Annotated in this window: 21 protein-coding genes; 7 read left to right on the forward strand and 14 right to left on the reverse strand. The window is 38.5% G+C overall.

The features are described from left to right. Positions 1–35 precede the first annotated feature (35 nt). Together LVD16_RS10310 and LVD16_RS10315 are read right to left on the reverse strand one after the other, a co-directional pair. Positions 36–902 (reverse strand): DUF5694 domain-containing protein, encoded by an 867-nt coding sequence (locus LVD16_RS10310; RefSeq protein ID WP_233773857.1) that lies wholly within the window; start codon positions 900–902, stop codon positions 36–38. Positions 903–922: 20 nt separating this feature from the next. Next, positions 923–1,522, reverse strand: a complete 600-nt coding sequence (locus LVD16_RS10315) for a hypothetical protein (RefSeq protein ID WP_233773858.1) — start codon at positions 1,520–1,522, stop codon at positions 923–925. 114 nt (positions 1,523–1,636) lie between these two features. Between LVD16_RS10315 and LVD16_RS10320 the strand changes: the two genes are divergently transcribed. Beyond that, complete coding sequence (locus LVD16_RS10320) at positions 1,637–2,686, forward strand: phosphatase domain-containing protein (RefSeq protein WP_233773859.1); 1,050 nt, start codon at positions 1,637–1,639, stop codon at positions 2,684–2,686. Here LVD16_RS10320 and LVD16_RS10325 read toward each other — a convergent pair. Beyond that, entirely contained in the window at positions 2,683–3,162 is a 480-nt protein-coding gene (locus tag LVD16_RS10325) for a hypothetical protein (RefSeq protein WP_233773860.1), read from the reverse strand. The two genes, LVD16_RS10320 and LVD16_RS10325, sit on opposite strands and share 4 nt — an antisense overlap. An 810-nt stretch (positions 3,163–3,972) precedes the next feature. Between LVD16_RS10325 and LVD16_RS10330 the strand changes: the two genes are divergently transcribed. Next, a complete protein-coding gene (locus tag LVD16_RS10330) occupies positions 3,973–4,452 on the forward strand; it encodes a DinB family protein (RefSeq protein ID WP_233773862.1) in 480 nt (159 codons plus the stop codon). Positions 4,453–4,675: 223 nt separating this feature from the next. On the opposite strand, the gene LVD16_RS10335 is transcribed toward LVD16_RS10330, so the two are convergent. The 3 genes from LVD16_RS10335 to fmt all read right to left on the reverse strand — a co-directional run bounded on the left by LVD16_RS10335 (position 4,676) and on the right by fmt (position 7,244). Beyond that, positions 4,676–5,464: an SDR family oxidoreductase gene (locus tag LVD16_RS10335; protein ID WP_233773863.1), complete on the reverse strand. Its 789-nt coding sequence runs from the start codon at positions 5,462–5,464 to the stop codon at positions 4,676–4,678. Positions 5,465–5,585: 121 nt separating this feature from the next. Next, positions 5,586–6,092: a dihydrofolate reductase gene (locus tag LVD16_RS10340; protein ID WP_233773864.1), complete on the reverse strand. Its 507-nt coding sequence runs from the start codon at positions 6,090–6,092 to the stop codon at positions 5,586–5,588. A 225-nt stretch (positions 6,093–6,317) separates the two neighbouring features. Then, a complete protein-coding gene (fmt, locus tag LVD16_RS10345; RefSeq protein WP_233773865.1) occupies positions 6,318–7,244 on the reverse strand; it encodes a methionyl-tRNA formyltransferase in 927 nt (308 codons plus the stop codon). Between the two features lie 281 nt (positions 7,245–7,525). Here fmt and LVD16_RS10350 point away from each other — a divergent pair, with 281 nt between their 5' ends. After that, positions 7,526–9,145, forward strand: coding sequence for an ABC-F family ATP-binding cassette domain-containing protein (locus LVD16_RS10350; protein WP_233773866.1), 1,620 nt, complete (start codon positions 7,526–7,528; stop codon positions 9,143–9,145). Between the two features lie 97 nt (positions 9,146–9,242). On the opposite strand, the gene LVD16_RS10355 is transcribed toward LVD16_RS10350, so the two are convergent. The 5 genes from LVD16_RS10355 to LVD16_RS10375 all read right to left on the reverse strand — a co-directional run bounded on the left by LVD16_RS10355 (position 9,243) and on the right by LVD16_RS10375 (position 14,973). After that, positions 9,243–10,529, reverse strand: a complete 1,287-nt coding sequence (locus LVD16_RS10355) for a M1 family metallopeptidase (RefSeq protein WP_233773867.1) — start codon at positions 10,527–10,529, stop codon at positions 9,243–9,245. An 82-nt stretch (positions 10,530–10,611) separates the two neighbouring features. Then, positions 10,612–11,154, reverse strand: a complete 543-nt coding sequence (locus LVD16_RS10360; protein ID WP_306309391.1) for a DUF1569 domain-containing protein — start codon at positions 11,152–11,154, stop codon at positions 10,612–10,614. A gap of 76 nt (positions 11,155–11,230) precedes the next feature. Continuing rightward, positions 11,231–12,946 carry a glycosyl hydrolase family 28-related protein gene (locus LVD16_RS10365; protein WP_233773868.1) on the reverse strand — a complete coding sequence of 572 codons (1,716 nt, stop codon included), beginning with the start codon at positions 12,944–12,946 and terminating at the stop codon, positions 11,231–11,233. A 13-nt stretch (positions 12,947–12,959) separates the two neighbouring features. Further along, positions 12,960–13,787, reverse strand: a complete 828-nt coding sequence (gene lgt / locus LVD16_RS10370) for a prolipoprotein diacylglyceryl transferase (RefSeq protein ID WP_233773869.1) — start codon at positions 13,785–13,787, stop codon at positions 12,960–12,962. A gap of 13 nt (positions 13,788–13,800) precedes the next feature. Continuing rightward, positions 13,801–14,973 carry an exo-beta-N-acetylmuramidase NamZ family protein gene (locus LVD16_RS10375; protein ID WP_233773870.1) on the reverse strand — a complete coding sequence of 391 codons (1,173 nt, stop codon included), beginning with the start codon at positions 14,971–14,973 and terminating at the stop codon, positions 13,801–13,803. A gap of 51 nt (positions 14,974–15,024) precedes the next feature. Between LVD16_RS10375 and LVD16_RS10380 the strand changes: the two genes are divergently transcribed. Continuing rightward, positions 15,025–16,245 (forward strand): ABC transporter permease, encoded by a 1,221-nt coding sequence (locus LVD16_RS10380; protein WP_233773871.1) that lies wholly within the window; start codon positions 15,025–15,027, stop codon positions 16,243–16,245. 81 nt (positions 16,246–16,326) lie between these two features. Here LVD16_RS10380 and LVD16_RS10385 read toward each other — a convergent pair whose 3' ends face one another. After that, positions 16,327–16,704, reverse strand: coding sequence for a MotA/TolQ/ExbB proton channel family protein (locus tag LVD16_RS10385; RefSeq protein WP_233773873.1), 378 nt, complete (start codon positions 16,702–16,704; stop codon positions 16,327–16,329). Between the two features lie 214 nt (positions 16,705–16,918). Between LVD16_RS10385 and LVD16_RS10390 the strand changes: the two genes are divergently transcribed. Both LVD16_RS10390 and LVD16_RS10395 read left to right on the forward strand, forming a co-directional pair. Beyond that, positions 16,919–18,010, forward strand: a complete 1,092-nt coding sequence (locus LVD16_RS10390; RefSeq protein ID WP_233773874.1) for a sensor histidine kinase — start codon at positions 16,919–16,921, stop codon at positions 18,008–18,010. Next, positions 18,007–18,714: a LytR/AlgR family response regulator transcription factor gene (locus LVD16_RS10395; RefSeq protein WP_233773875.1), complete on the forward strand. Its 708-nt coding sequence runs from the start codon at positions 18,007–18,009 to the stop codon at positions 18,712–18,714. Before LVD16_RS10390 ends, LVD16_RS10395 begins: the two co-directional genes overlap by 4 nt. On the opposite strand, the gene LVD16_RS10400 is transcribed toward LVD16_RS10395, so the two are convergent. Continuing rightward, positions 18,699–19,442, reverse strand: a complete 744-nt coding sequence (locus LVD16_RS10400; protein WP_233774586.1) for a polyprenol monophosphomannose synthase — start codon at positions 19,440–19,442, stop codon at positions 18,699–18,701. The two genes, LVD16_RS10395 and LVD16_RS10400, sit on opposite strands and share 16 nt — an antisense overlap. Before the next feature lie 130 nt (positions 19,443–19,572). Here LVD16_RS10400 and LVD16_RS10405 point away from each other — a divergent pair, with 130 nt between their 5' ends. Next, positions 19,573–20,076, forward strand: a complete 504-nt coding sequence (locus LVD16_RS10405) for a D-glycero-alpha-D-manno-heptose-1,7-bisphosphate 7-phosphatase (RefSeq protein WP_233773876.1) — start codon at positions 19,573–19,575, stop codon at positions 20,074–20,076. 68 nt (positions 20,077–20,144) lie between these two features. Here the strand turns inward: LVD16_RS10405 and LVD16_RS10410 are convergent, their stop codons facing one another. After that, positions 20,145–21,545, reverse strand: coding sequence for a type III PLP-dependent enzyme domain-containing protein (locus tag LVD16_RS10410; RefSeq protein ID WP_233773877.1), 1,401 nt, complete (start codon positions 21,543–21,545; stop codon positions 20,145–20,147). Between the last annotated feature and the right edge of the window lie 107 nt (positions 21,546–21,652).

The following is a 21,652-nucleotide window of genomic DNA, read 5'->3' on the forward strand; positions in this document are numbered from 1 at the left end:
CGATCCAAAATACATCAGGTTACTCCGCCTATAATTTATTTTAAATACTTCAGCGGAGATACAATTTCATAATTCGGATTTTCCTCAAATAAATCCTGAAGTACGCCAATGTGGGCCTGCCCGAACATGATGAGTAACCGTTTCTTACCTGTCTTGAGCTGTGTATTTAGAATGTTAGAATAGATCTTCAGGTTCCTATTGTAAAATAGTGTGATATATTCAGCTCCGATGTACTTGTTATCTATTTCGCCTATATCTATGGTGTTAAGACCATCACTAAACTCACCGTTCACAACATATGCTGGTAAGTTGAAAACGAGGTGATGCGTCATGTCAATCAGCTCAGGTTCATTCATGTATCTGATATAGTCGTAAATAGACATGCTGTCGTTCTGTACGCTTTGCTTTAATGGCCTGGCGGTGGCCTGCAGTTTCTTCAAACCATTCATAAATAACTCAAAGTTATCACCGCTTTTAAGGAGCGATTGTGAGGTGGAATTTTCATTATCAACCGCGTAGATGTGTTCCAAACCTAACATCTTTCCAAGGCGATAGCCAACTTGATAGCTTTCGCGGGCGCCGCTTTTATAATCTTTAAATTTTACATTTCCCTTTAAATATGCACTATAAAGGCTGTCCTCAAAACTCTGAAGTTTAGGGTCATCTTCTACACCAATAAAGTCAGGCTTATATTCGGCCAGGGCATTGGTCAGCTTGATAAGCTCCGCTTGCTTTTTGTCACTAAAGATATTGGATGTGGGGGATCCATTATACATTTGATTCAGGTGATCGAAACCAACGAACATGATCTGTATTTTTTCCTTCTCCTGAGCATGTAGTTTGCTACAAATGATAAAAAGAAGAAATAGGGTTATAGTTTTTGTTGGAATAGTTATTTTCATTTAACAATAATACTCTTTTATTATTCAGCTTTCAAACTTTCATATATAGGAACCAATCCTGCTGGAATATTTACGTCATCGTAGTAAATACATACACCTGCACAGTTTTCTTCCTGATCAAATTCAAAGGCTATTCCACTGCTAGCACCATAGAGGTTGTAGTCAGCACTCTTTTCCTGAAAGGTGCCAATCGGCTTGAGCTTAAACTCTGTTTCAATTTCTTGTTTGGTGGATCCTGTACCTAAATGTTTTTGAGTCAAATATTTGGGAGAAGTAGTTCTCATAATCTTGATTCTATCTATGTCTTCCACTCCCATTTGCCGAGTAGTATAAGCGCTTAAAATGTCTGTAGAGTCAATATTCCATGTTCTAACTGATTTGCCCATGCCGGCATTGCTGTCATCTGGTTGGCCAAGTTTGTTCTGTATTTGCTCAATGCTGCCATTAAGTTGATAGTGTGCCAAAGATTTGCCGGGAATAATTAAATGAGAATTATCTATTGTATCAACTTCTGTCTCTTGTTTTTTAGCTGTAATAACCTGGTCTTTTTCTTTATTGGAATTGCCTTCACATGCCATTAAGCCTAGGATAGAAAGCACTATAATTGTCTTTTTCATCATCTTCTTTATTCAATAAGAAGGGCAGGAATAAATTGTTCATAGATATAAGGTGAAAGTGAAGTTGTTTATCCGCTCAAATATTTTTTTCTTTAGTGTCCCAAAAATGAATGGATCGTGAGTAGACTTAAGAAAGCCTTTATAAAATCAGAGTCAGGTATTGATATTTTAAAGTTCAAAATCAAAGAAAAGCTGAACCTGGCTAGCCCGGTTTTTATTTATCCCTATCGGGGTTTTGGCACGCCTGAGCTGGTGCACCTGCACGGAAGAATTCTTGAAAAAGAGGCCATTATTCATGAGCCGTCAGATAGGCCAGATACTACCTGGACTAACTTGAAAAAGGTTTGGAAGCGATACGAAAGTGATGAAGTGCCTGGTGTAGAGGTGAAAGGTGTGCTTTATGGCGAGGAGGCCACGGCCGTAAGTGATGATGAAGGGTATTTCACTTTAAGGTTTGAGAAGCTAGACCCTGCCAAGCTCATCAATGGATGGCATACAGTAGATTTAGAAATTACTGATATGCCCTTTGATCTTGATTTCATAAAAACGGCAAGCGCAGAAGTGATCATTTCTGATGAACAAAAGACTTTTGGAATCATATCAGACATAGATGATACCATTATTCAAAGCGATATACTGAAGCCTTTGAAGATGATATCAAATGTGCTATTTAAGGATGCTAAAAAGAGGGTGCCTTTTGAGGGAGTGCAGGAATTGTACGTACGACTTTCTAAGAATTACCTCAATCCGCTGCTGTTTGTTACTGGCAGCTCGTATAATCTGTTTGATATGCTTACTGAATTTTGTGAGCACCATGGAATACCCAAAGCTCCGTTTATTATGAGGGATTTGGGTTTTGGGCCAGACCAGTGGCTCAAGCAGGATTCGCAAGAATATAAAAAGCAAAGTATTGAGCTGATTTTGAATATTTTCCCACACCTCAATTTTATTTTAATAGGTGATAGTGGTGAAAAAGATCCTGAGATTTATTTGGACATTCATCAATGCTATCCGGGTAGAGTAATGGCCATTTACATCCGTCATGTACATTCTGACTTACGAAGAAATGAGATAGATGAGCGGGTGAAAGATTTAGATATCCCCTTCTTGCTTATGCAGGATTCACAGGAGGCCATTGATCATGCTGCTGAGAGAGGCTGGATTTAAAAGTAATCTGCACTAAGCTTGAATCGCTTTCCTATCTTGTACTTCCTTTTTTTAAGATATTTTATGGCGAAGGCAGTTGAAATAAGTACTCCGGAAGCTATTAATACACCAGGATTCCAGGTGCCTTTCTGATCATTGATTACCGTTTCGTTGAACCGATCTAAGAAGGGGAGAAGCACCCCTGCAGTTAATAACTTATAGTGAAAATTCTTATTGAAGGATTCTTGGGAGTAAATCACTTCGATCTCACTCACATCAACCTTTGCTTGCTCAACAACTATCTCATTTGACTCTGCCTTTACAGCGTTTAATTTGCCAGTATAAATATCTTTATCGCCTTTCAGTTTAAATGCAATGACATCATCTATAAAAAACTCTTCTTTCACCTTATTCGACTGCTTTCTTACGGTAAGGTGAGATTGGCTGAAGGCTGAAAACTGAATAAGTAATAGTAAGGTTAGGGCAAGAGGTTTCAATTTTATTATAAGTAGGTAGTTTAGACCTCAACGTAATGCATTTAATTATATTATTTATGTATTTGTTAATATTGAATTTCCCACTTTTGAAAATTCTCGCTTAGTAGTGTGGAGAACTTACGTTTTGATTCGTGTAGTTTTTGAAAAAAGAGAGCATAAGGGATGAGAAGCATGAATAACCATATATACGAAGATGCCGAAGAATTGCCGTTGACAAGCATAAAATACACAGAAATTATAATGACCGTTATTAAAAACACTCTAAGTATCAAGAGCATAAAAGCTAATGCCATAGGAAATGTATATTCAATTTTTGCTACAGTAGATTCCTGGTTTTCTTCTATCCTAATCTTGAATTTGATATTGTCTCTACGTTTAATGAAAAATGAATTATTGACCCGTTTTAATATTATTTCATTGTCTGTTGTAGAGCCTTCATAATAATTATCATATGCGATTGTCTTAATTCTTTCGATAAGAGAATGCTTGGTCATAAAGAATTTAATTTCCTGATTAATCTTGAGGGTGATAAAAGATTTTAAAAATTGTCTTAGTTCTGTCAATGATTCCACGATTTAATAAAAAATGAGGCAATAATAATTAAAATGATTGGAAGAAGAGTTGTGATAATTATGCCTGTGATCCAATTCTTATCCATATAATGAGTGACTTTTCTATTGTTAGAAATAAGAAGAGCATTACAGATTGCGCCTAGATTTAACAACCATTTAGGTTTTCTCATTTGGATTATTTGTAAACTGAGAGCTAAAGTTATTGTTAATTAAGTGATTGTCAAAAGCTGATATAACTATGGAATCCGATAAGCCAATAATAACCCAACTCATAAAACTCCTAACAGAAGGAAACGCCCACGCTACTTTCGAGCAAGCCGTAGCTGATTTGCCAGAAGAATACAGAGGTAAAAGACCAGATGGACTGCCTTATAGTGTATGGGAGTTGGTGGAGCATATTCGCATAGCCCAGTACGATATACTGGATTTTTCAATCAATCCTAATTATAAAGAAATGGTCTGGCCTGATGATTACTGGCCTGAAAATCAGGCTCTAATAGATGACGCAGCCTGGCACTCATCCATCAAACAGATTCAAGAAGATAAAAAGAAATTCATAGCAGTAATATCCGATCCAAACGCAGATTTATATACGCCCTTCAAGCACGGCACCGGCCAAAATCTACTGCGAGAAGCCCTACTCATCGCTGACCATAACAGCTACCATGTAGGCCAGATCGTTCTTATAAGGAGGCTCCTAGGGCAGTGGGGTGAATAGTATATAGATTTTAGTATTGAGTATTTAGTATATAGACTTTTAGTGTTGAGTAATTAGTATCTAGATTTTATTAGGGAGTATTGGCAAAGAGTAAAATATTCTAATAATAACCGATAACCCAATAACTAATAACTTAATAACCCAGTAACCAATAACTTATTAACCCAATAACCAATAACTCAATAACCCAGTAACCAATAACCAATAACTGAACAACCACCCCCTACCTAACTCTAACCCCCCTAACCATCCTAGCAAAATACCCCGGCAGAAACCTCTTCAAATAAACCCCAAACCTCTCCTTTCCACCAATATAAACCTCGAGTTTTTCCTTTTCAATGGCCTTTGTTATTTGTCTGGCACATTCTTCAGGGGACATGCCATTGGCTTGAGCTTCATCCATCTGGTTGAGTTTGTCACCTTTTTCCGTCAAGGCATTTATGGAGACATTGGTATGAATGAAACCTGGGCAAATTATGCTGACTTTGATATTGTCATTAAAGACCTCTGCCCTTAAAGAATCGAAAAAGCCATGAAGAGCGTGCTTGGCCGCAGAATACCCAGATCGGTAGGGAGTGCCGAATTTCCCGACCAGGCTAGTAATGACAACGAAATGACCGTTTTTACGCTCTGCAAAATGAGGGAGCAGATATTTGGTGATGGCAATTGTACCAAAATAATTCACCTCCATCAGCTTTCGATAAACCGATAGATCAGTGTCTTTAGTTAGTGAACGTTGACTGATACCGCCATTATTGATGAGTATATCTATATGCCCGAAAAGCTGAATGGCCTGCTGTGTGGCTGTCTGCAGGCTATTCGCTTGAGCGAGATCCAGAGGCAGGATTTTAATGTTTTCAGGTGAACCTTCGCACTGACTTTTCACCCTCTCCAGTTCGTCAACTCTCCGTGATGATAAAATCAATTGAGCCCCTTGCGCAGATAAATGATAAGCAAGCGCCTCGCCAATACCCGAAGAAGCCCCCGTAAGCCAGATAGTTTTGTTAGTCATTGGTCAATAGTAAATAGTAATTAGTACTGAGATTTTAGTATTGAGATTTGAGATAAGTTAAAAACTCAACAACAAATAACCAATAACTCAATAGCCTAATAACTCAATAACCAATAACTCATTAACCAATAACACTCACATAAGTCACAAAATCAAAAGCAAACTCATGCCTTTCATCTTTGCTGTGCGGTATTCTTTCTGCCTCTTTCCATTCTGATTTGTCGAACTCGGGGAAGAAAGCATCGCCATCGAAAGTGGCGTGTATTTCGGTGAGATACATGGTGTCTGCGTATTTAAGGCCTAATTCATAGATTTGTCCACCGCCGATGATAAATACCTCTGGCTCACCATTTTTCCTGGCTATTTCCAGCGCATCTTCCAGAGAATGAACTACCTCAACACCATCTGCCGACCAGTCATCTTTTCTGGTCATCACTATGTTAGTTCTGTTAGGCAGAGGACGATATTTTTCAGGAATAGAATCGTAGTTTTTTCGGCCCATGATTACATGATGTCCTGATGTTTTTGTCATGAAAAACTTCATATCATCCGGTAGGTTCCAAACCAGATCATTGTCCTTACCTATTACATAATTTTCGGCAATAGCCGCTATCATCGATATTTTCATCTCTTAGTAAATAGTGGTTAGTAGTAAGTGTTGAGTATATAGACTTGAGTATTGAGAAATTGATTCAGTTACATAAATAATGAAATGTAAAGATAATATGTTTACCCCACAGCCAAAATAACCAATAACCCAATAACCAATAACCAATAACCAATAAATAACCCAATAACCAATAACCCAATAACCAATAACCCAATAACCAATAACTAATAACTTAATCACCAATCACAATTGATTCCCCCTCAAAAATTCATCAATCGTCATTCTTCTTTTTCCCTGTAACTGAAGCTCTTTCACATCAATGGCGCCATCTGCGGTGCGGAAGTGTAGGTAGTTTTTATTGTCAGTATCGTACTGTCCGGGAGCTAAGCTTTTGAGTTTTTCGTTTAACTCAAGTTTCTCAATAATGTAAAGCTTTAAGTTTTTATCCAGAATTTCTGTCCAGGCAGCAGGGTAGGGGGAAAGGCCTCTGATATGATTGTATACCTCTTCGGTTGACTTGCTCCAGTTGATCTCGCAGGTTTCTCTAAAGATTTTCGGGGCTGATTTCAATTCCTGATTCTCATCCTGATCGATCTGAGGATAGTCTTCTTCCTGAATTGCCTGTACGGTTTTTAGCACCAACTTAGAGCCTAAGGTCATTAATCTGCCATATAGATCCCCCACAGTGTCATCTTCTTTAATGACTTCTTTTTCCTGGAAAATGATCTTTCCGGTATCAATCTCATGCTGAAGGAAGAATGTGCTCACGCCCGTTTCCTTTTCTCCGTTCATAATGGCCCAGTTAATGGGCGCGGCACCACGGTACTGAGGTAATAATGAGGCGTGTAGATTAAAAGTGCCGATTTCAGGCATATCCCACACCATTTCAGGAAGCATTCTAAAAGCCACTACTATCTGCAGGTTGGCATCGTAGCTTTTTAGCTCTTCAATAAAAGCAGGATCTTTCAAGTTAGTAGGTTGCAACACAGGAATGTTATGCGCTACTGCACAGTCTTTCACAGGTGAAGTAGCCACTTTCTGCCCACGACCTTTTGGCTTGTCTGGAGCCGTGATCACAGCCACTACGTTAAATTTATTCTCAATCAGAATTTCTAATGATGGCACAGCAAATTCTGGTGTGCCCATATATATAATTCGTAAGTCTTTCATCCTGTGTTAGTTATATTTATCTATTTATGGGCTTTTGGTATGATGTCTAGTCTTCGAGTGCCTCAGACTGATATCTATGGTAAGTTCGTTTTTCAGCCCAGCCTCATATGCGTGTCTCCACAAACATGTTACAGCTATAAACCCATTAATTTCCTGCAAAGATTTCCTCTTATCGTGGTCTTTCCAATAAAAATCCATGAATCCTTTGCTATTATTAGCACATGCTACCAATTAAATCATTTTCTTTGCACTTTATTTGAGGTCATAACAAAACAATCAGAATGCTTTCAGTACAGAATGTCTCCCTGCAGTTTGGAAAACGCGTATTATTCGATGAGGTAAACATGAAGTTTACCGAGGGTAATTGCTATGGTGTAATTGGTGCCAACGGTGCAGGTAAGTCTACTTTCTTAAAAATTTTAGCGGGTGATGTAGATCCTAATTCAGGTTCAGTTTCAATGGAGCCGGGAAAAAGGATGGCAGTATTAAGACAGAACCACTTTGAATTTGATGAGTTCTCTGTTTTAAATACAGTGATGAAGGGCCACAGCCAGTTGTGGAAGATCATAGAGGAGAAGGATGCTATTTATGCTAAGCCAGATTTTGATGAGAAGGATGGAATAAGAGCTTCAGAGCTGGAAGCAGAGTTTGCTGAAATGGATGGCTGGAATGCTGAGTCTGATGCAGCGGCCTTATTGAGCGGCTTGGGAATAACTGAAGATATTCATTATTCTCTTATGAAGGATCTTAGTGGTACACAGAAAGTAAGAGTACTATTGGCGCAAGCTTTATTCGGTAACCCTGATGTACTTATCCTGGATGAGCCTACCAACGACCTGGATATCCATACGATCTCCTGGTTGGAAGACTTCCTATTAGATTTTAAAAATACAGTGATTGTAGTGTCTCACGACCGTCACTTTTTAGATACTGTGTGTACGCACATTGTGGATATTGACTTTAGTAAGATCAGCACCTTCACCGGTAACTACTCTTTCTGGTATCAGTCTAGCCAACTGGCTCTAAGTCAGCGATCTGCAGCTAACAAAAAGGCTGAAGAGAAGAAAAAGGAACTACAAGAGTTCATAGCCAGGTTTAGTGCTAACGCATCAAAATCTAAGCAGGCTACTAGTAGAAGAAAGTTGTTGGATAAGATCAATGTGGAAGATATTAAGCCTTCTTCAAGAAGATACCCTGCCATTATTTTTACACAAAATAGAGAAGCAGGAGATCAGATTTTACAGGTGGAAGGTTTAACCAAGTCTGTAGAAGGTAAAACCTTGTTTAAGGATGTTGATTTCTTCGTGAACAAAGGTGATAAAATAGCCATCATCAGTAAAGACAGTATGGCGACAACTGCTTTGTTCAAGATATTAGCAGGTGAAAGTCAGGCAGATGCAGGTGAATTTAAATTTGGACAGACTATAACTACTGCTTATTTACCAAACGAAAACGAAGAGTTCTTTAAAAATGACCTTAACCTGGTAGACTGGTTGAGACAATACTCTGAGAAGGAAAAAGACGAAGTTTATATCCGTGGATTCCTGGGTAAGATGTTGTTCTCTGGACAGGAAGTGTTGAAGAAGAGTACCGTGCTTTCCGGAGGAGAGAAAGTAAGATGTATGCTTTCAAAAGCTATGCTTACTGGCGCTAACTTCCTAATCCTGGATGAGCCTACGAACCACCTTGACCTGGAATCTATTCAGGCCTTAAACAACGGTCTGGCTGACTTCCCTGGAACAGTGATCTTCACATCTCATGACCACGAGTTTACTCAAACTATAGCTAATCGAGTAATAGAAATTACGCCTAACGGCTTCTTAGATAAGCTCATGACCTTTGATGATTATATCGAAGATGATTACATCACAGAGCAAAGAGATGCTTTGTATGCAGGATAAGCATTAAGTAAATAATTTGGAAAGGCCTCGGAAGAGGCCTTTTTTGTTTGGAATTGTAACAAGGAATTTAATATTTAAAATAGAAACAGTATAATATTTAATAAATCCACTGCTTGAAAAACTCACTCAAATCTCTCTGCGATGATTTTTCTATTGATTGTTGAAAGAGCTCTGTGTTCACAGATTTTCCATAGTATTGCTGACTGTAACTTTTAATGGCGGCCCAAAAGGCATCATCTCCCAATTCCTCTCTTAGTAAATGCAATACATAGGCGCCCTTAAAGTAAACCAGGTTGCGATCATCGCCCGTGGGGTGGATCCAGTCTTTGAAAACCAGTGGCTTATCTGCTCCTTTGCTTTTTACTTTTTGGTAAACATCATAATAGGCATTAATATTTTCCAGATACTTATCTCTTCCAAACTGGCGCTCATTATAAGCGGCTGACATAAAAGTGGCAAAGGCCTCATTGAGCCAGAAGTGGCTCCAGCTTTCACAGGTAATGGCATTTCCCCACCATTGATGCGCCAGTTCATGGGATATCAAATTGATCTCAGTGCTGTCTTTTAATATTAAGTTGCCATAGTTTTTCTTCAGTACGGAAAAGCCTGACATCTCCTGATAATGGCTGCCCATAAGCACCTGCGAATAGTCAGTTTGAAAGTAGGGAACTCCTGAAATTTCCTCGAAAAACTTCAGCATAGCTGGCGTGTGTTTGAAGATGCTGGCTAGTGTATCTGAATTGTAATCAGCTGAATAATAGTTGAATATGTTTCCGTTAATACTGTCAGCGGCCTTGTTAAAAGAGCCAATGGCAAAACCATAAGTATATGCTGGAGTAGGGCTGGTCTGTTTCCAGAAGTATTTGGTTTTATTGTTCTCAGCATCTGTACTATTCATAAGCATGCCGCTGGCCACTATATCTAAGTGATTAGGAATAATTAACTCCATCTCAATGGTGGCCTTGTCATCAGGATTACTATTGCAAGGCATCCATTCTTCAGTGCTGAAAACAGTGTAGGCCTGCTCTAATTCAGATGAAAACTGTGCTCCTCTTGTTGGTGTTCCATGATAGAATATTTGTAAACTATTCCTTGAAGAACTTTTATTAAACGCTATACTGAGTTCCGCTTCATTCTGAATGAAGCTGTTCACCGTTTCACCTTTAACACTATCAATGGTTAGTTGACCGCAGTCAAAACTAACCTGCTTTGGATCCTGAGATGAAAATTCAATAATCACATTCCCCTGAATCGATTGATTGGTGATGTTGGGTTCCAGACTTAATTGATAATTACTAACGTCCACTTTTTCAGTCTGAGCAAAGATTTTAGAAGATGATAATAGTAAGAATAGGGTAGTGTATATAATTTGTTTGTCGATCATTATCATAAAATTGGCCATTAACAATAACGCTGTTAATGGCTAATGAAACGGAGGGTAAGGTAACTTATTATCGGTCAGTGATTCAAACACCAAATTGAGTGAGGTGATGATCCAGATGCTTGTAAAACATGTTGTTCCATTCATTTACAATTAATGGACCAAATGAATGAGATTCCTTGTTGTCAAAATTATGAGCGCCGAGTTCCTGCGTTCTGGTTATGTAATTTATGATTCGGGTCTTTTCAGTTTCAAACTCTCTGGTATCAGTGATTTTGAGAGCTGGGGCGGTCTGAGAGTTCTTTTTATAAGGGGTTTCGTTAGTTACAATCTTCTTCACAAATGATTTCAAAATAAACCCCATAAAGAAATTAGGCTTAGGATGCTTGTCTTCATACACCATCTCGTAAACTGCATTGCAGTGGGCAAGCATTTCTGAAACACTCATTTTACCCCACTTGGGCTGTGAGCTCGGAGTCAGCTGGTTGATCCTATGGATCACATTTTCTGAAACTTCTTTGCTGAAGATGTTAGGTAAGGCCATGGTATTTTGATTTTCGTTCAATAATTGCTCATTAAAGGAGGTTCCTGAAATTGATTGTCCCGTGCTGATCATAGATGTTTTCATAGTGATAATGTTTATTTTCTTCTATGACGATCGGGTATTCAGGAATAGGACATAATCATTGAAAAACCTATTTGGATCATTTTACCTCAAACCTATCACCCTCATTCTTAACCTGCATCTTTTTCTCTGTATCTATGGTTAATTCACCTCTCGCAGCTGGTGATATCCATAGCTCATGAGAGGCTTGCTCGCCAAGTCCTACATTGGCAATGGTAATATTCTTAAGAGTGGCTTTTGTAAGTGCCGAATTAATCCTGTCGTCAGTATTAGCTCTTATATTGATGGCATTGCTCAGGCTATTCGTTATTTGAATATTCTCCATCCACAGCCCATCAATATCCTTTTTATCCAGGCATATTTCAATAGCCCCACGCCAGTCCCAGGTGTGGTCAAAGCCGCCGCTGGTGGTTATACTGCAGTTGGTGACTTTGGTGATGCCGGTGAAGTTATTATCAATATTCCTGCTACTATCTGAGGTGGGGAAGGTGGTGCTGATCAAAATGGCTGATCCGGGTGATATGTCTTTGAAAAAGCAGTTTTGTACGCTGTTACTTTGTGCGCCATAAACGGCAACTCCATTGGCCAGAAAAGGAAGCTCGCCAGTGCAGTTGGTGATCAGATTATGCCCTGGGGCATAGTTTTGCTCCATAAAGGCGGCTGGCCAAATGGCAAAGCAATCATCACCAGTGCCTCGTGCCGAACAGTTTTTTATGGTGGAGTAGGTTATGCCCACACAGAAATTAATTCCATCGGCTATAGTATTTCTAAACCTACAGCCCTCGACTATTAAGTCGCTCGAGTTCTCAACCCAAATGCCGACTTTGGTGTGCTCTATCCATATATTAGAAATGCTTGATCCTGAGCCGAATGAGCCTACTATGCCATCATTGGGTTCATTGTCATTACGGTAGTTGAGTTTGCCGATAATAGAAAAGTCAGACAGGTGTATGTTGCTTCCGTTTCCTTTCAGACGAACTCTTTTGGTGGCATCAGTATAGAAAGATTCACTTCCCACAAAGATGCTATGCCAGATTCCAGCTCCTTTAATGATAATATTATCGGGAATAATGATGTCTTCTGACAGCTGGTAGGTGCCGGTAGGTATCCAAATAGGTTGCCCGGTCTCCGTCGCTATAGAAATACATTTCTTAAGTGCTGCTGAATAATCTTTTGGAATGGTCTTGCCGATTATAGCGGTATCAGTAAGGGCAATGGCCTGTTCGGGTTTGCTTAGTTCTGGGGTTATATTTTCAATGTCAACCAGGTCGATAATACAATGATCGGCAGTGCTGTTCTTATCTTTTTTCAGCTGGAATCTAATGACATCTCCTTTCTCAATCTCCAGGTCTTTTACTCTCACTTCATCATAAAAGTTTCGATGCGCTTCACCTTTGGGATCATTGGTGAAAGGGTACTTGCCATACAAATGAGCATACTTAGAGGTTATACTAATCTCTTTTACCAGGTCTCCATTTTTAGAGATAATAAGCACGGCTGTAGTTCCTCCGCCCACTGTGGCATCGGGTAAGCTGTATCTGGTTATCAGGCTATTAGCCTTGAAGGGAGCTTTAAATTCCAGGTATTGTTTGCCTTTGATTTTCACGCATCGCTGGCCTGAAGATTCGGTCTCTACCTGATATGGTCCATAAGTAGGGCCTAAGATTTGGCCATTGGTAAGCATAGATTCGGCTTCTACAGTAGACCAGGATATGGATGCTCCGGTTTTGCTCTGAGCGGAAGTTAAGAATGGAGCAAGGAGAAGTAAAAAAGCAATGCCTTTACGTAAAGACATTGCTTGAAAATTTTTATTCGGTTTTGGCGGCATTTTCTTCGGGGTCTCGTTTTCCTCTTTTAAGGTACATCATTACTATACCAAATATAATAAAAGGAATACTTAATAGTTGCCCCATGTTAAATAGCCAGCCCGCTTCAAAAGCAGATTGATCGGCTTTTACAAATTCTATCAGGAAACGTGCTATGAAAAGCAGTGTAAAGAATAGACCAAATATGAATCCGTTATGTCTATTACTTTTCTTAAGTACTATGCTTAAAATAGCGAATATACTGAGGTAGGCTAATGCTTCATAAAGCTGCCCAGGGTGTCTGGGTACATTGTCTACTTCCTTGAAAATAAAAGCCCAAGGCACATCAGACGGACTTCCCACTATTTCTGAGTTCATTAAATTACCCAGTCTGATACAGCAACCAGCCAGTGCACCTACTACACTTAATCTGTCTAGTAGCCAAAGTGGTTTCACCTTGTATTTTCTGCAGAATAATACAGTAGCTATGAATACACCTAAAATTCCACCATGACTGGCTAATCCCTGGAAGCCAACGAATCTGAAGGGATCGAACTTCACTGGTAAGAATATTTCTAGTATATGCTGTGAGTAATAATCAAAGTCATAAAATAAACAGTGAGCTAGTCTGGCACCAATAACAGTAGCCAGCACCAAATACATGGTCAGCTTTTCAAGATAAGATTCATCTAGTTCTGCTTTTTTAAATTGCTTTCTTAGTAAGTAGAAGCTCAGTACAAAGCCTAATGCGAATAATAAAGAATACCATCTTAAGGCATAGAAGCCCAGGTCAATAATTTCTTTGTCAGGAGCCCAAGTAATGTAAGCCATTGAAAAAATAGGGTTAATTAAAGTCTGGATATAGTAAATATTTAGTTCTTATTTGTTTGAAATCTTTAAGCTCTTTCTGCCATGATTTCTTAATCTCTGCTTCAGAGAGACCGTTTTTAATCTGTTCTTGCAATATTTTATTTCCGGCAAGGGTGTTAAAATAGGGTTTAAAAAAGTCTTCACCCTTATATTTTTGGTAAAAATCAATTAAATAATTCAGATGAAGGCCGCCTTCTATGTTTTTTTTATGTGAAAAGTTAATGCCGTAACATGTTTCCCCTTCCAGTGGTGGATATACTGACATACCTTTAATACTCACGGGTTTAAAGCTATCTTTCATGTCTGTAAACTGCGGGTGACCAATTTGTAGAAACGGTTCGTAAGTGCCTCTGCCCACACTAATAACCGTACCCTCGAACAAACAAAGGGTAGGATAAAGCTCAATGGCCAAGTCATTTGGTAAGTTGGGCGACGGCTTTACTGGTAAGGCATACTTGTCCTCATGCTTGTAATCCTTTACTGGAATCACTTGCAGGTCGCACTTCACCTTATTATTGAGCCAGCCTTCTCCATTGATCATGAGCGCCAGTTCGCCTACGGTAAGTCCATGCAAAATAGGAATGGGATCCATAGCTACAAAGCCTTGAAGCTCAGCCGTTCTGATGGGGCCATCTATGTACATGCCATTGGGGTTGGGGCGGTCTAGCACCATAAAATTTACATTATTTTCGGCACATGCTTCCATTACCAGGTGCATGGTGCTGATGTAGGTGTAAAAACGTGTGCCTACATCCTGTATGTCAAATATGATGAGGTCTATCCCCTGTAAATCTTCTTTAGTTGGCTTTTTATGCTTACCATAAAGCGAAATAATGGGCAGCTTGGTTTTGGTGTCAACGCCATCTTTTACCAGCTCGCCATCGGCAGCCTGACCTCTAAAGCCATGCTCAGGAGCAAATACGGCTTTTATCTTAATTCCATAATCCAGTAGTGAATCTACCAGGTGAGTACCACTAATTTCAGAGGTTTGGTTAACAACCAGGCCTATATTTTTGTCTTTTAACAATGGCAGGTAAGCAGGTAGGTTATAGGCTCCAGGAGTGATGTGCGGTGTGTCCTGAGATTGAGAAACACCACATGAACTGAAAGCTATAAAAAATGATACCAATAAAATGAGCCTGTTCATAGTTAATTATTTAATTTGCGGTAAACTGCGGGTCTAAAATTAAACATATTCTTGAACCTCTCTTATTTTATATCTAAAAGAATCACTGCAGGTGGAAACGACAGTTTTTCATCTACCATACACAAAATAGCCGTTGGCAGTATTGGTATTGGTTTGGCAGTAATGATCGTTTCCTTTTTGATCCTTAAAGGCTTTCAAGATACCGTTACTGAGAAAATATATAGTTTTAGTTCGCACTTTAAGGTAACGAAATACACCCTCGGAAATTCTTACGAGGAGTCTCCAATTTCTATAAATAATGAGCTCTATAATAACTATAAGAAATATGGTTTTATAGACCATGTGCAAGAATACAGCCATAAAGCAGGCCTGATAAAAACTGAAGAGGAAGTACTCGGCATCATATTTAAAGGTGTAGGCACTAGTTTTGACCTCGATCGTTTTGCTCCTAACCTGAAGGAAGGCCGTTTTGTCAATTTTGATTCGACCGGTTATTCTAAAGAAGTGGTTATCAGTAAGATAATATCTGATAAATTACGTTTGAATGTGGGTGATGATGTGGTTATTCACTTTTTCCAAAATCCACCTAGAGTGAGAAAGCTGAAGGTAGTGGGTATTTATGAGACTAACCTTTCAGAATACTACGATGATAAATTCATCATAGGTGATATCGACCTTATCCAAAAGCTGAATAACTGGGCCGATAGCGTTGCAGGAGGTATGGAAGTGTTCGTTACCGATGAGAGCAAGCTGGATGAGGATGAGAAACTACTAGATGATATTGTGGATTATGATTTGTTCGTTGAAAAGGTGAATGACAAGTACATTCAAGTTTTTGACTGGCTTCATCTTATCAGCCGGCAGGTAAACATATTTCTGGCTATTATCCTTTTTGTAGTTTGTGTGAATATGATTTCCATTATCCTTATTCTTATCATGGAAAGAACACAAATGATAGGTCTTCTAAAGGCTTTTGGGGCTAATAATCAGCTTGTGAGAAAGATATTCACTTTTAATGGTATGCACTTGATAGTGAAAGGTTTAGCCTTAGGAAACTTGCTGGGGATAGGTATTGGTGTTATCCAATACTACCTGAAGGTGATTCCATTAAATCCGCATGATTACTACATGAGTTACGTGCCGATAGGCTGGAGTTGGGAAATTATCATAGCGCTAAATGTGCTAACTTTTGTGGTGGTGAGTTTAATCATCATTGTGCCTACCACAGTGATAGCCAGTATCGATCCTATTAAGAATATTAAGTACGATTAAATAAGATTGTATCTAAGTGGGTAGTAGTAGAATTCTTAGATACAACCTTACTCTGTTGTTATTGGATCTAATTCTGAGTTGTTATTTTTTGTAAATGGCCGTTAATATAATAAGGCCTACTTTTCCTAATAAGAAAATTACAGTACCATATAAGGTAGGTAACATAGAAACCTTTAGGCCTCCTGCTAGTAAGGCGGCCGATACTGTGCCAGATTCCATGACCTGAATGGCCTCAAAAGCTCCAAATAAACCTAGGAGCTGCCCAAATATTCCAAATACCAGAATGAAAATGCTGAGCTGGTTGATAATGGCATTATTTTGCACAAAGCTCTTCTCAGGAGCTTTTTTCGAAATGAGTAAACCCCCTCTGGCTATTATTGCCAAAAGCACTAAACCGAATATGGTTAAAGGCCCCATGAACATTGTACCTCCCTGAATGATAAATTCGCTAAAACTCATAATTATATTATTTCATTAAACATGCTTCAATGATAGTTCTCAAAATAAGGCGAAATATTCTTTTGCGGTCAATGACAATTTTTCATACCGAATATACATGATTCTAAATAGATAGGGCGCCACGGTGCAAATGAATGTTAAAACCCGAAGTAAACAGGTAATCTGTCTATGTTTTAAGGAAAATTATGATTTTTAAGGCATCTTGCATGATTATATGACAATAGCTGAAGTGAAAAATAGAGTGATGACCATTGCTGCCCATATCATCTTTTGGGTACTCACTTTTTTATTTTACGTCTATTATTTCGGATATAACAGCTCAGACATTACCTACGTGTGGGGCTTTGTCGGTTTTTTTATGCCTGTAACTATTCTTTCTACTTATTATGTCAATTACTACCTAATACCCAGGTTTTTATTGGCAAAACGCTATTTAAAATTTGCGCTATATGCAGCATATACATTTATCATCACCTCATTTTTTGTAACTATATCCATTTTTCTAGCTTTCATCTTCTTGGCTAATTACTATGTAGATCAAATGGCTCCCCTAACAAGGAGCTACATGTTCATTTTTATTGGAATTTTTATAGTTATCTTTCTCGCCACCGCCATTCGTCAGCTACAACATGCATATCAGGTGCAGGCAAAAAATAATGAGTTGCAAAACCTGATGTTAGAAGCAGACTTAAAGCTTAAAACCCAGGAGTTACAATATTTAAAAAGTCAGGTACATCCGCACTTTCTGTTCAATATGCTCAATACGCTCTATGGCATGGCTTTAAAGAAGGATGATCAGTCGCCAGATACTATTCTCAGGCTGTCTAATTTACTTGATTATGTGCTTTATAGAGTAAATCAGCCCCATGTAACGCTAGGAAAGGAGTTGGAGCATTTATATGATTACATAGAACTTGAAAAGCTCAGAATTGGTAGCCTGCTGCACCTGGAAGCTGACACATCAGAGGCTGATAATGATTTTATGATGGCTCCATTACTATTAATCCCTTTTGTTGAAAATTGCTTTAAGCACGGTGGTTATAAAGAAGGGAAACTTCATGTACGTTTGAAAGTGGAAAGTAAAGCCGATGGACTGCACTTCATGGTTAAAAATAGCGTGTCTGCTCAGGTGGAGCAAAAGGGTGGAGGTATTGGTATATTGAACATAAAAAGAAGGTTAGAGCTACTTTACGCAGATCACTACGATCTAGCCATTAAAGAGTCTGATCAATGGTTTGAGGTAAATTTGCATTTGGGTAAAATGAAGATGAAAACTAATAAGGAGACTGAAAAGAAGGAATTATGAACTGTCTGATAGTAGATGATGAGCCCATTGCAAGAGAGGTGATCAGAACGCACCTGCAGAAGTTAAATGATGTTCATATAGTGGCAGAATGTGCTTCTGCCATGGAGGCCTTTGCTCAGCTACACCAGGCTCAGATCGATTTGATATTTCTGGATATAAATATGCCTGAAATCACGGGGCTTTCCTTTATGAAATCATTGAGTAAAGATGTAAAAGTGATCTTTACCACTGCCTACCGCGAATATGCTGTAGATGGATTTGATCTGGAAGCAGTAGATTACCTCCTTAAGCCAATCTCTTTTGAAAGGTTATTGCAAGCGGTGTCTCGGTATTATAAAGTGGATACAAAAAAGGCTGATGACTCTGCCTCTACGAAAGAAGAGCCAAAAGATCATTTCTACGTACGTGCAGATCGTAAAATGGTTCGGGTGAATTACAGCGATATTTTATACATAGAAAGCTTCAGCGACTATGTGAAAATTCAGACGACAGATAATACTGTTGTGAGTAGAGAGAACATTAGCAACCTAGAAAGCAGCCTTCCAACAGCTCAGTTCGTGCGGATTCACAGATCTTATATAGTGGCTATTAATAAGATTGAGGCTTATACTCATGAAATTATTGAAATCCAGGAGAGGGAGCTTCCTATCAGCCGTAGTTATAAAGATGAGGTGCTGCAGAAGCTTACTCAGGCAGCAGGCTGATACTTTTTAAACCAGCTATTGATTTTTAATTGGATAACACCAAAAAATGCTTCTTTAAAGATAGATCCAGACATTTTTGATTTTCCACGCGTACGATCGGTGAAGATAATTGGCACTTCATCTATTTTAAAACCATACTTCATGGTGGTAAACTTCATCTCTATCTGGAAAGCATAGCCAATGAATTTGATCTTATCAAGCTCAATGGTTTCTAATACTTTTCTTCTAAAGCATACAAAACCAGCAGTAGTGTCATTGATAGGCATGCCGGTAATAAAGCGTACATACATACTGGCAAAGTAGCTCATCATAACACGGCCCATGGGCCAGTTTACCACATTTACACCAGTAATATATCTTGACCCGACAGACATATCATATCCACCAAGAGCGCAGGCTTCATATAAATTGATAAGATCTTTTGGGTTATGCGAAAAGTCAGCATCCATTTCAAAGATGTACTCATAACCTTTCTCTAAAGCGAATTTAAATCCGGTGATGTAAGCAGTGCCTAAGCCTAATTTGCCTTCTCTTTCAAGCAAATGCAGTGTTCTGCCATCAAAATCCTTCTTCTGAAGTTCTTTAACAATGTTGCCAGTACCATCAGGGCTGCCATCGTCTACTATAAGGATATCAAACTTGTGACTTAACTTAAAAACAGCGTTGATAATGAGTTCAACATTTTCTTTTTCATTATATGTAGGGATAATTACTAAGCTGTCAGTCACTATAGAGTCGCGTTTATAAATAAAGTCGCTAAAAATAGGAAAAGTTGAGGTAAACCAAATCAAGGGAATTTGATTTTCTTCATTTAAATCTGATTTTTGTGAGTCATTATAAACTTTAAATTCATTCATTTTGAACAAGTGTATCTTCCTTGATCGTGACGGGGTCATTAATAAAGATTATGTAGATTATGTGTATACTCCAGAAAAGTGGGAGCTCCTCCCTGGGTTAAAAGAGGCACTCACATCACTGAAAAAGGCTGGTTATAAGCTGGTTATAGTTACTAACCAGTCAGGCATAGCCAAGGGTATTTACACCAGAGAACAAATGCATGAATGTCATCAGCTTATGCAGAAGCAGCTAGACTTCGCCATAGATCATATTTACTACGCGCCATGGCATGAGTCAGTGACTAACAGCCTTACCAGAAAGCCTGGCTCGTTAATGTTCGAAAAAGCTATGGCTAAATTTAATGTAGATCCTAAGCTCTCCTGGATGATTGGCGATAAGGATCGGGATTTAATACCTGCTAAAAAGCTTGGAATTAAAACTATTCAGGTAGATCACTCAGACAGTAAAAATGCGGATTATAAAGCGGCAAACTTGCCAGACGCTTTAGAAATTATATTCGGATAAAATAAAAGAGGTTGTACAAAAGTGCCTTTCAGCCTTTCTGTACAACCTCTTTAAGTTTATTGTTATGATTACTTGTTATAACCTAAGAGCTTAAGCATAGCTTCGCTTTCCTGCTCTTCAGTAAATAACTTCGTTTCTATTTCTCCTTTGCTGTTTTTATTAATCAAAACATGCTTTGGCGCTGGAATAAGACAGTGCTGAATACCTCCGTATCCTCCCAATGATTCCTGGTATGCACCAGTGTGGAAGAAGCCGATATACAGTTTCTCTTTTCCTTTAGGGTCTACCATTGGCATAAATACATCGCCTGAATGTGCTTCTGAATTATAATAATCCATACTATCACAGGTCAATCCACCCAGGTTTACTTTGTGGAACATATCATCCCATTTGTTTACTGGTAGAAGAATGTACTTTTGGTTTAGTCCCCATGCATCTGGCAGATGAGTAATGAAAGAACCATCTATCATATACCAAAGCTCCTTATCATTCTGAAGCTTCTGATCCATGATACTATAAAGTACAGCACCACTTTCACCTACAGTGAAGCTACCAAACTCAGTGAAGATATTTGGAACGGGCACATTGTTCTTGCCACAAATCCACTTAATGTTTTCAATGATTTGCTCTACAATATACTTGTAGTCATATTCAAAATGAAGGGATGTTTTTATAGGAAAGCCACCTCCAATGTCAATGGTGTCTAACTCAGGACATTCCTTTTTAAGTTCACAATATTTAAAGATAAATCTGCTTAACTCACTCCAGTAGTAAGCAGTGTCTTTTATTCCTGTATTAATGAAGAAGTGAAGTAACTTAAGCTTAGCCTTTTTACTTGGTTTAATCTGATCGCGGTAAAGCGTATTTACATCGCTATACCTAATGCCAAGTCTTGAGGTATAAAACTCAAAGTTAGGCTCTTCATCAGCGGCTATTCTTATACCTACGTTAAACTCGCCATTTACCTTATCTTCATAGTATTCCAGCTCGTTTAGGTTATCTAATACTGGAACACAATTTTTGAAACCATCATTTAGTAAATCACTGATATACTGTTTGTAAAGAGGTCTTTTAAAACCATTACAAACCACAAAAGTATCCTTGGTTACCTTATTTTCTTCGTGCAGCTTTCTTACAATAGGAATGTCAAATGAACTTGACGTTTCTATGTGTATATCATTTTTTAATGCCTCTTCGAGTACAAAGTTAAAATGTGATGATTTCGTGCAATAACAATACGTATACGACCCTTCATAATTATGCTTTTTCATAGCATTGCTGAAGATTTTCTTCGCGTAGTTTATGTTTTCGCTAATCTTAGGTAAATAACTAAGCTTTAATGGAGTACCGTACTTCTCAATAATATCCATCAAAGGAACTCCGTTAAAGAACAATTCATTGTTCTCGACTTTAAATTCCTCCTGTGGGAATTCAAATGTCTGCTCTATTAAATCAATATATTTTTTCACACTATAACATTAATGTATTCTAGGGGTACAATGTTACAAATTTTAACATTAGATTCTATAAACACCAAGTATGAGCGGCACATTTTTTATAAGAATGAAATTATGCA

It is taken from the genome of Fulvivirga ligni, assembly GCF_021389935.1.
GTDB classification, from domain to species: domain Bacteria; phylum Bacteroidota; class Bacteroidia; order Cytophagales; family Cyclobacteriaceae; genus Fulvivirga; species Fulvivirga ligni.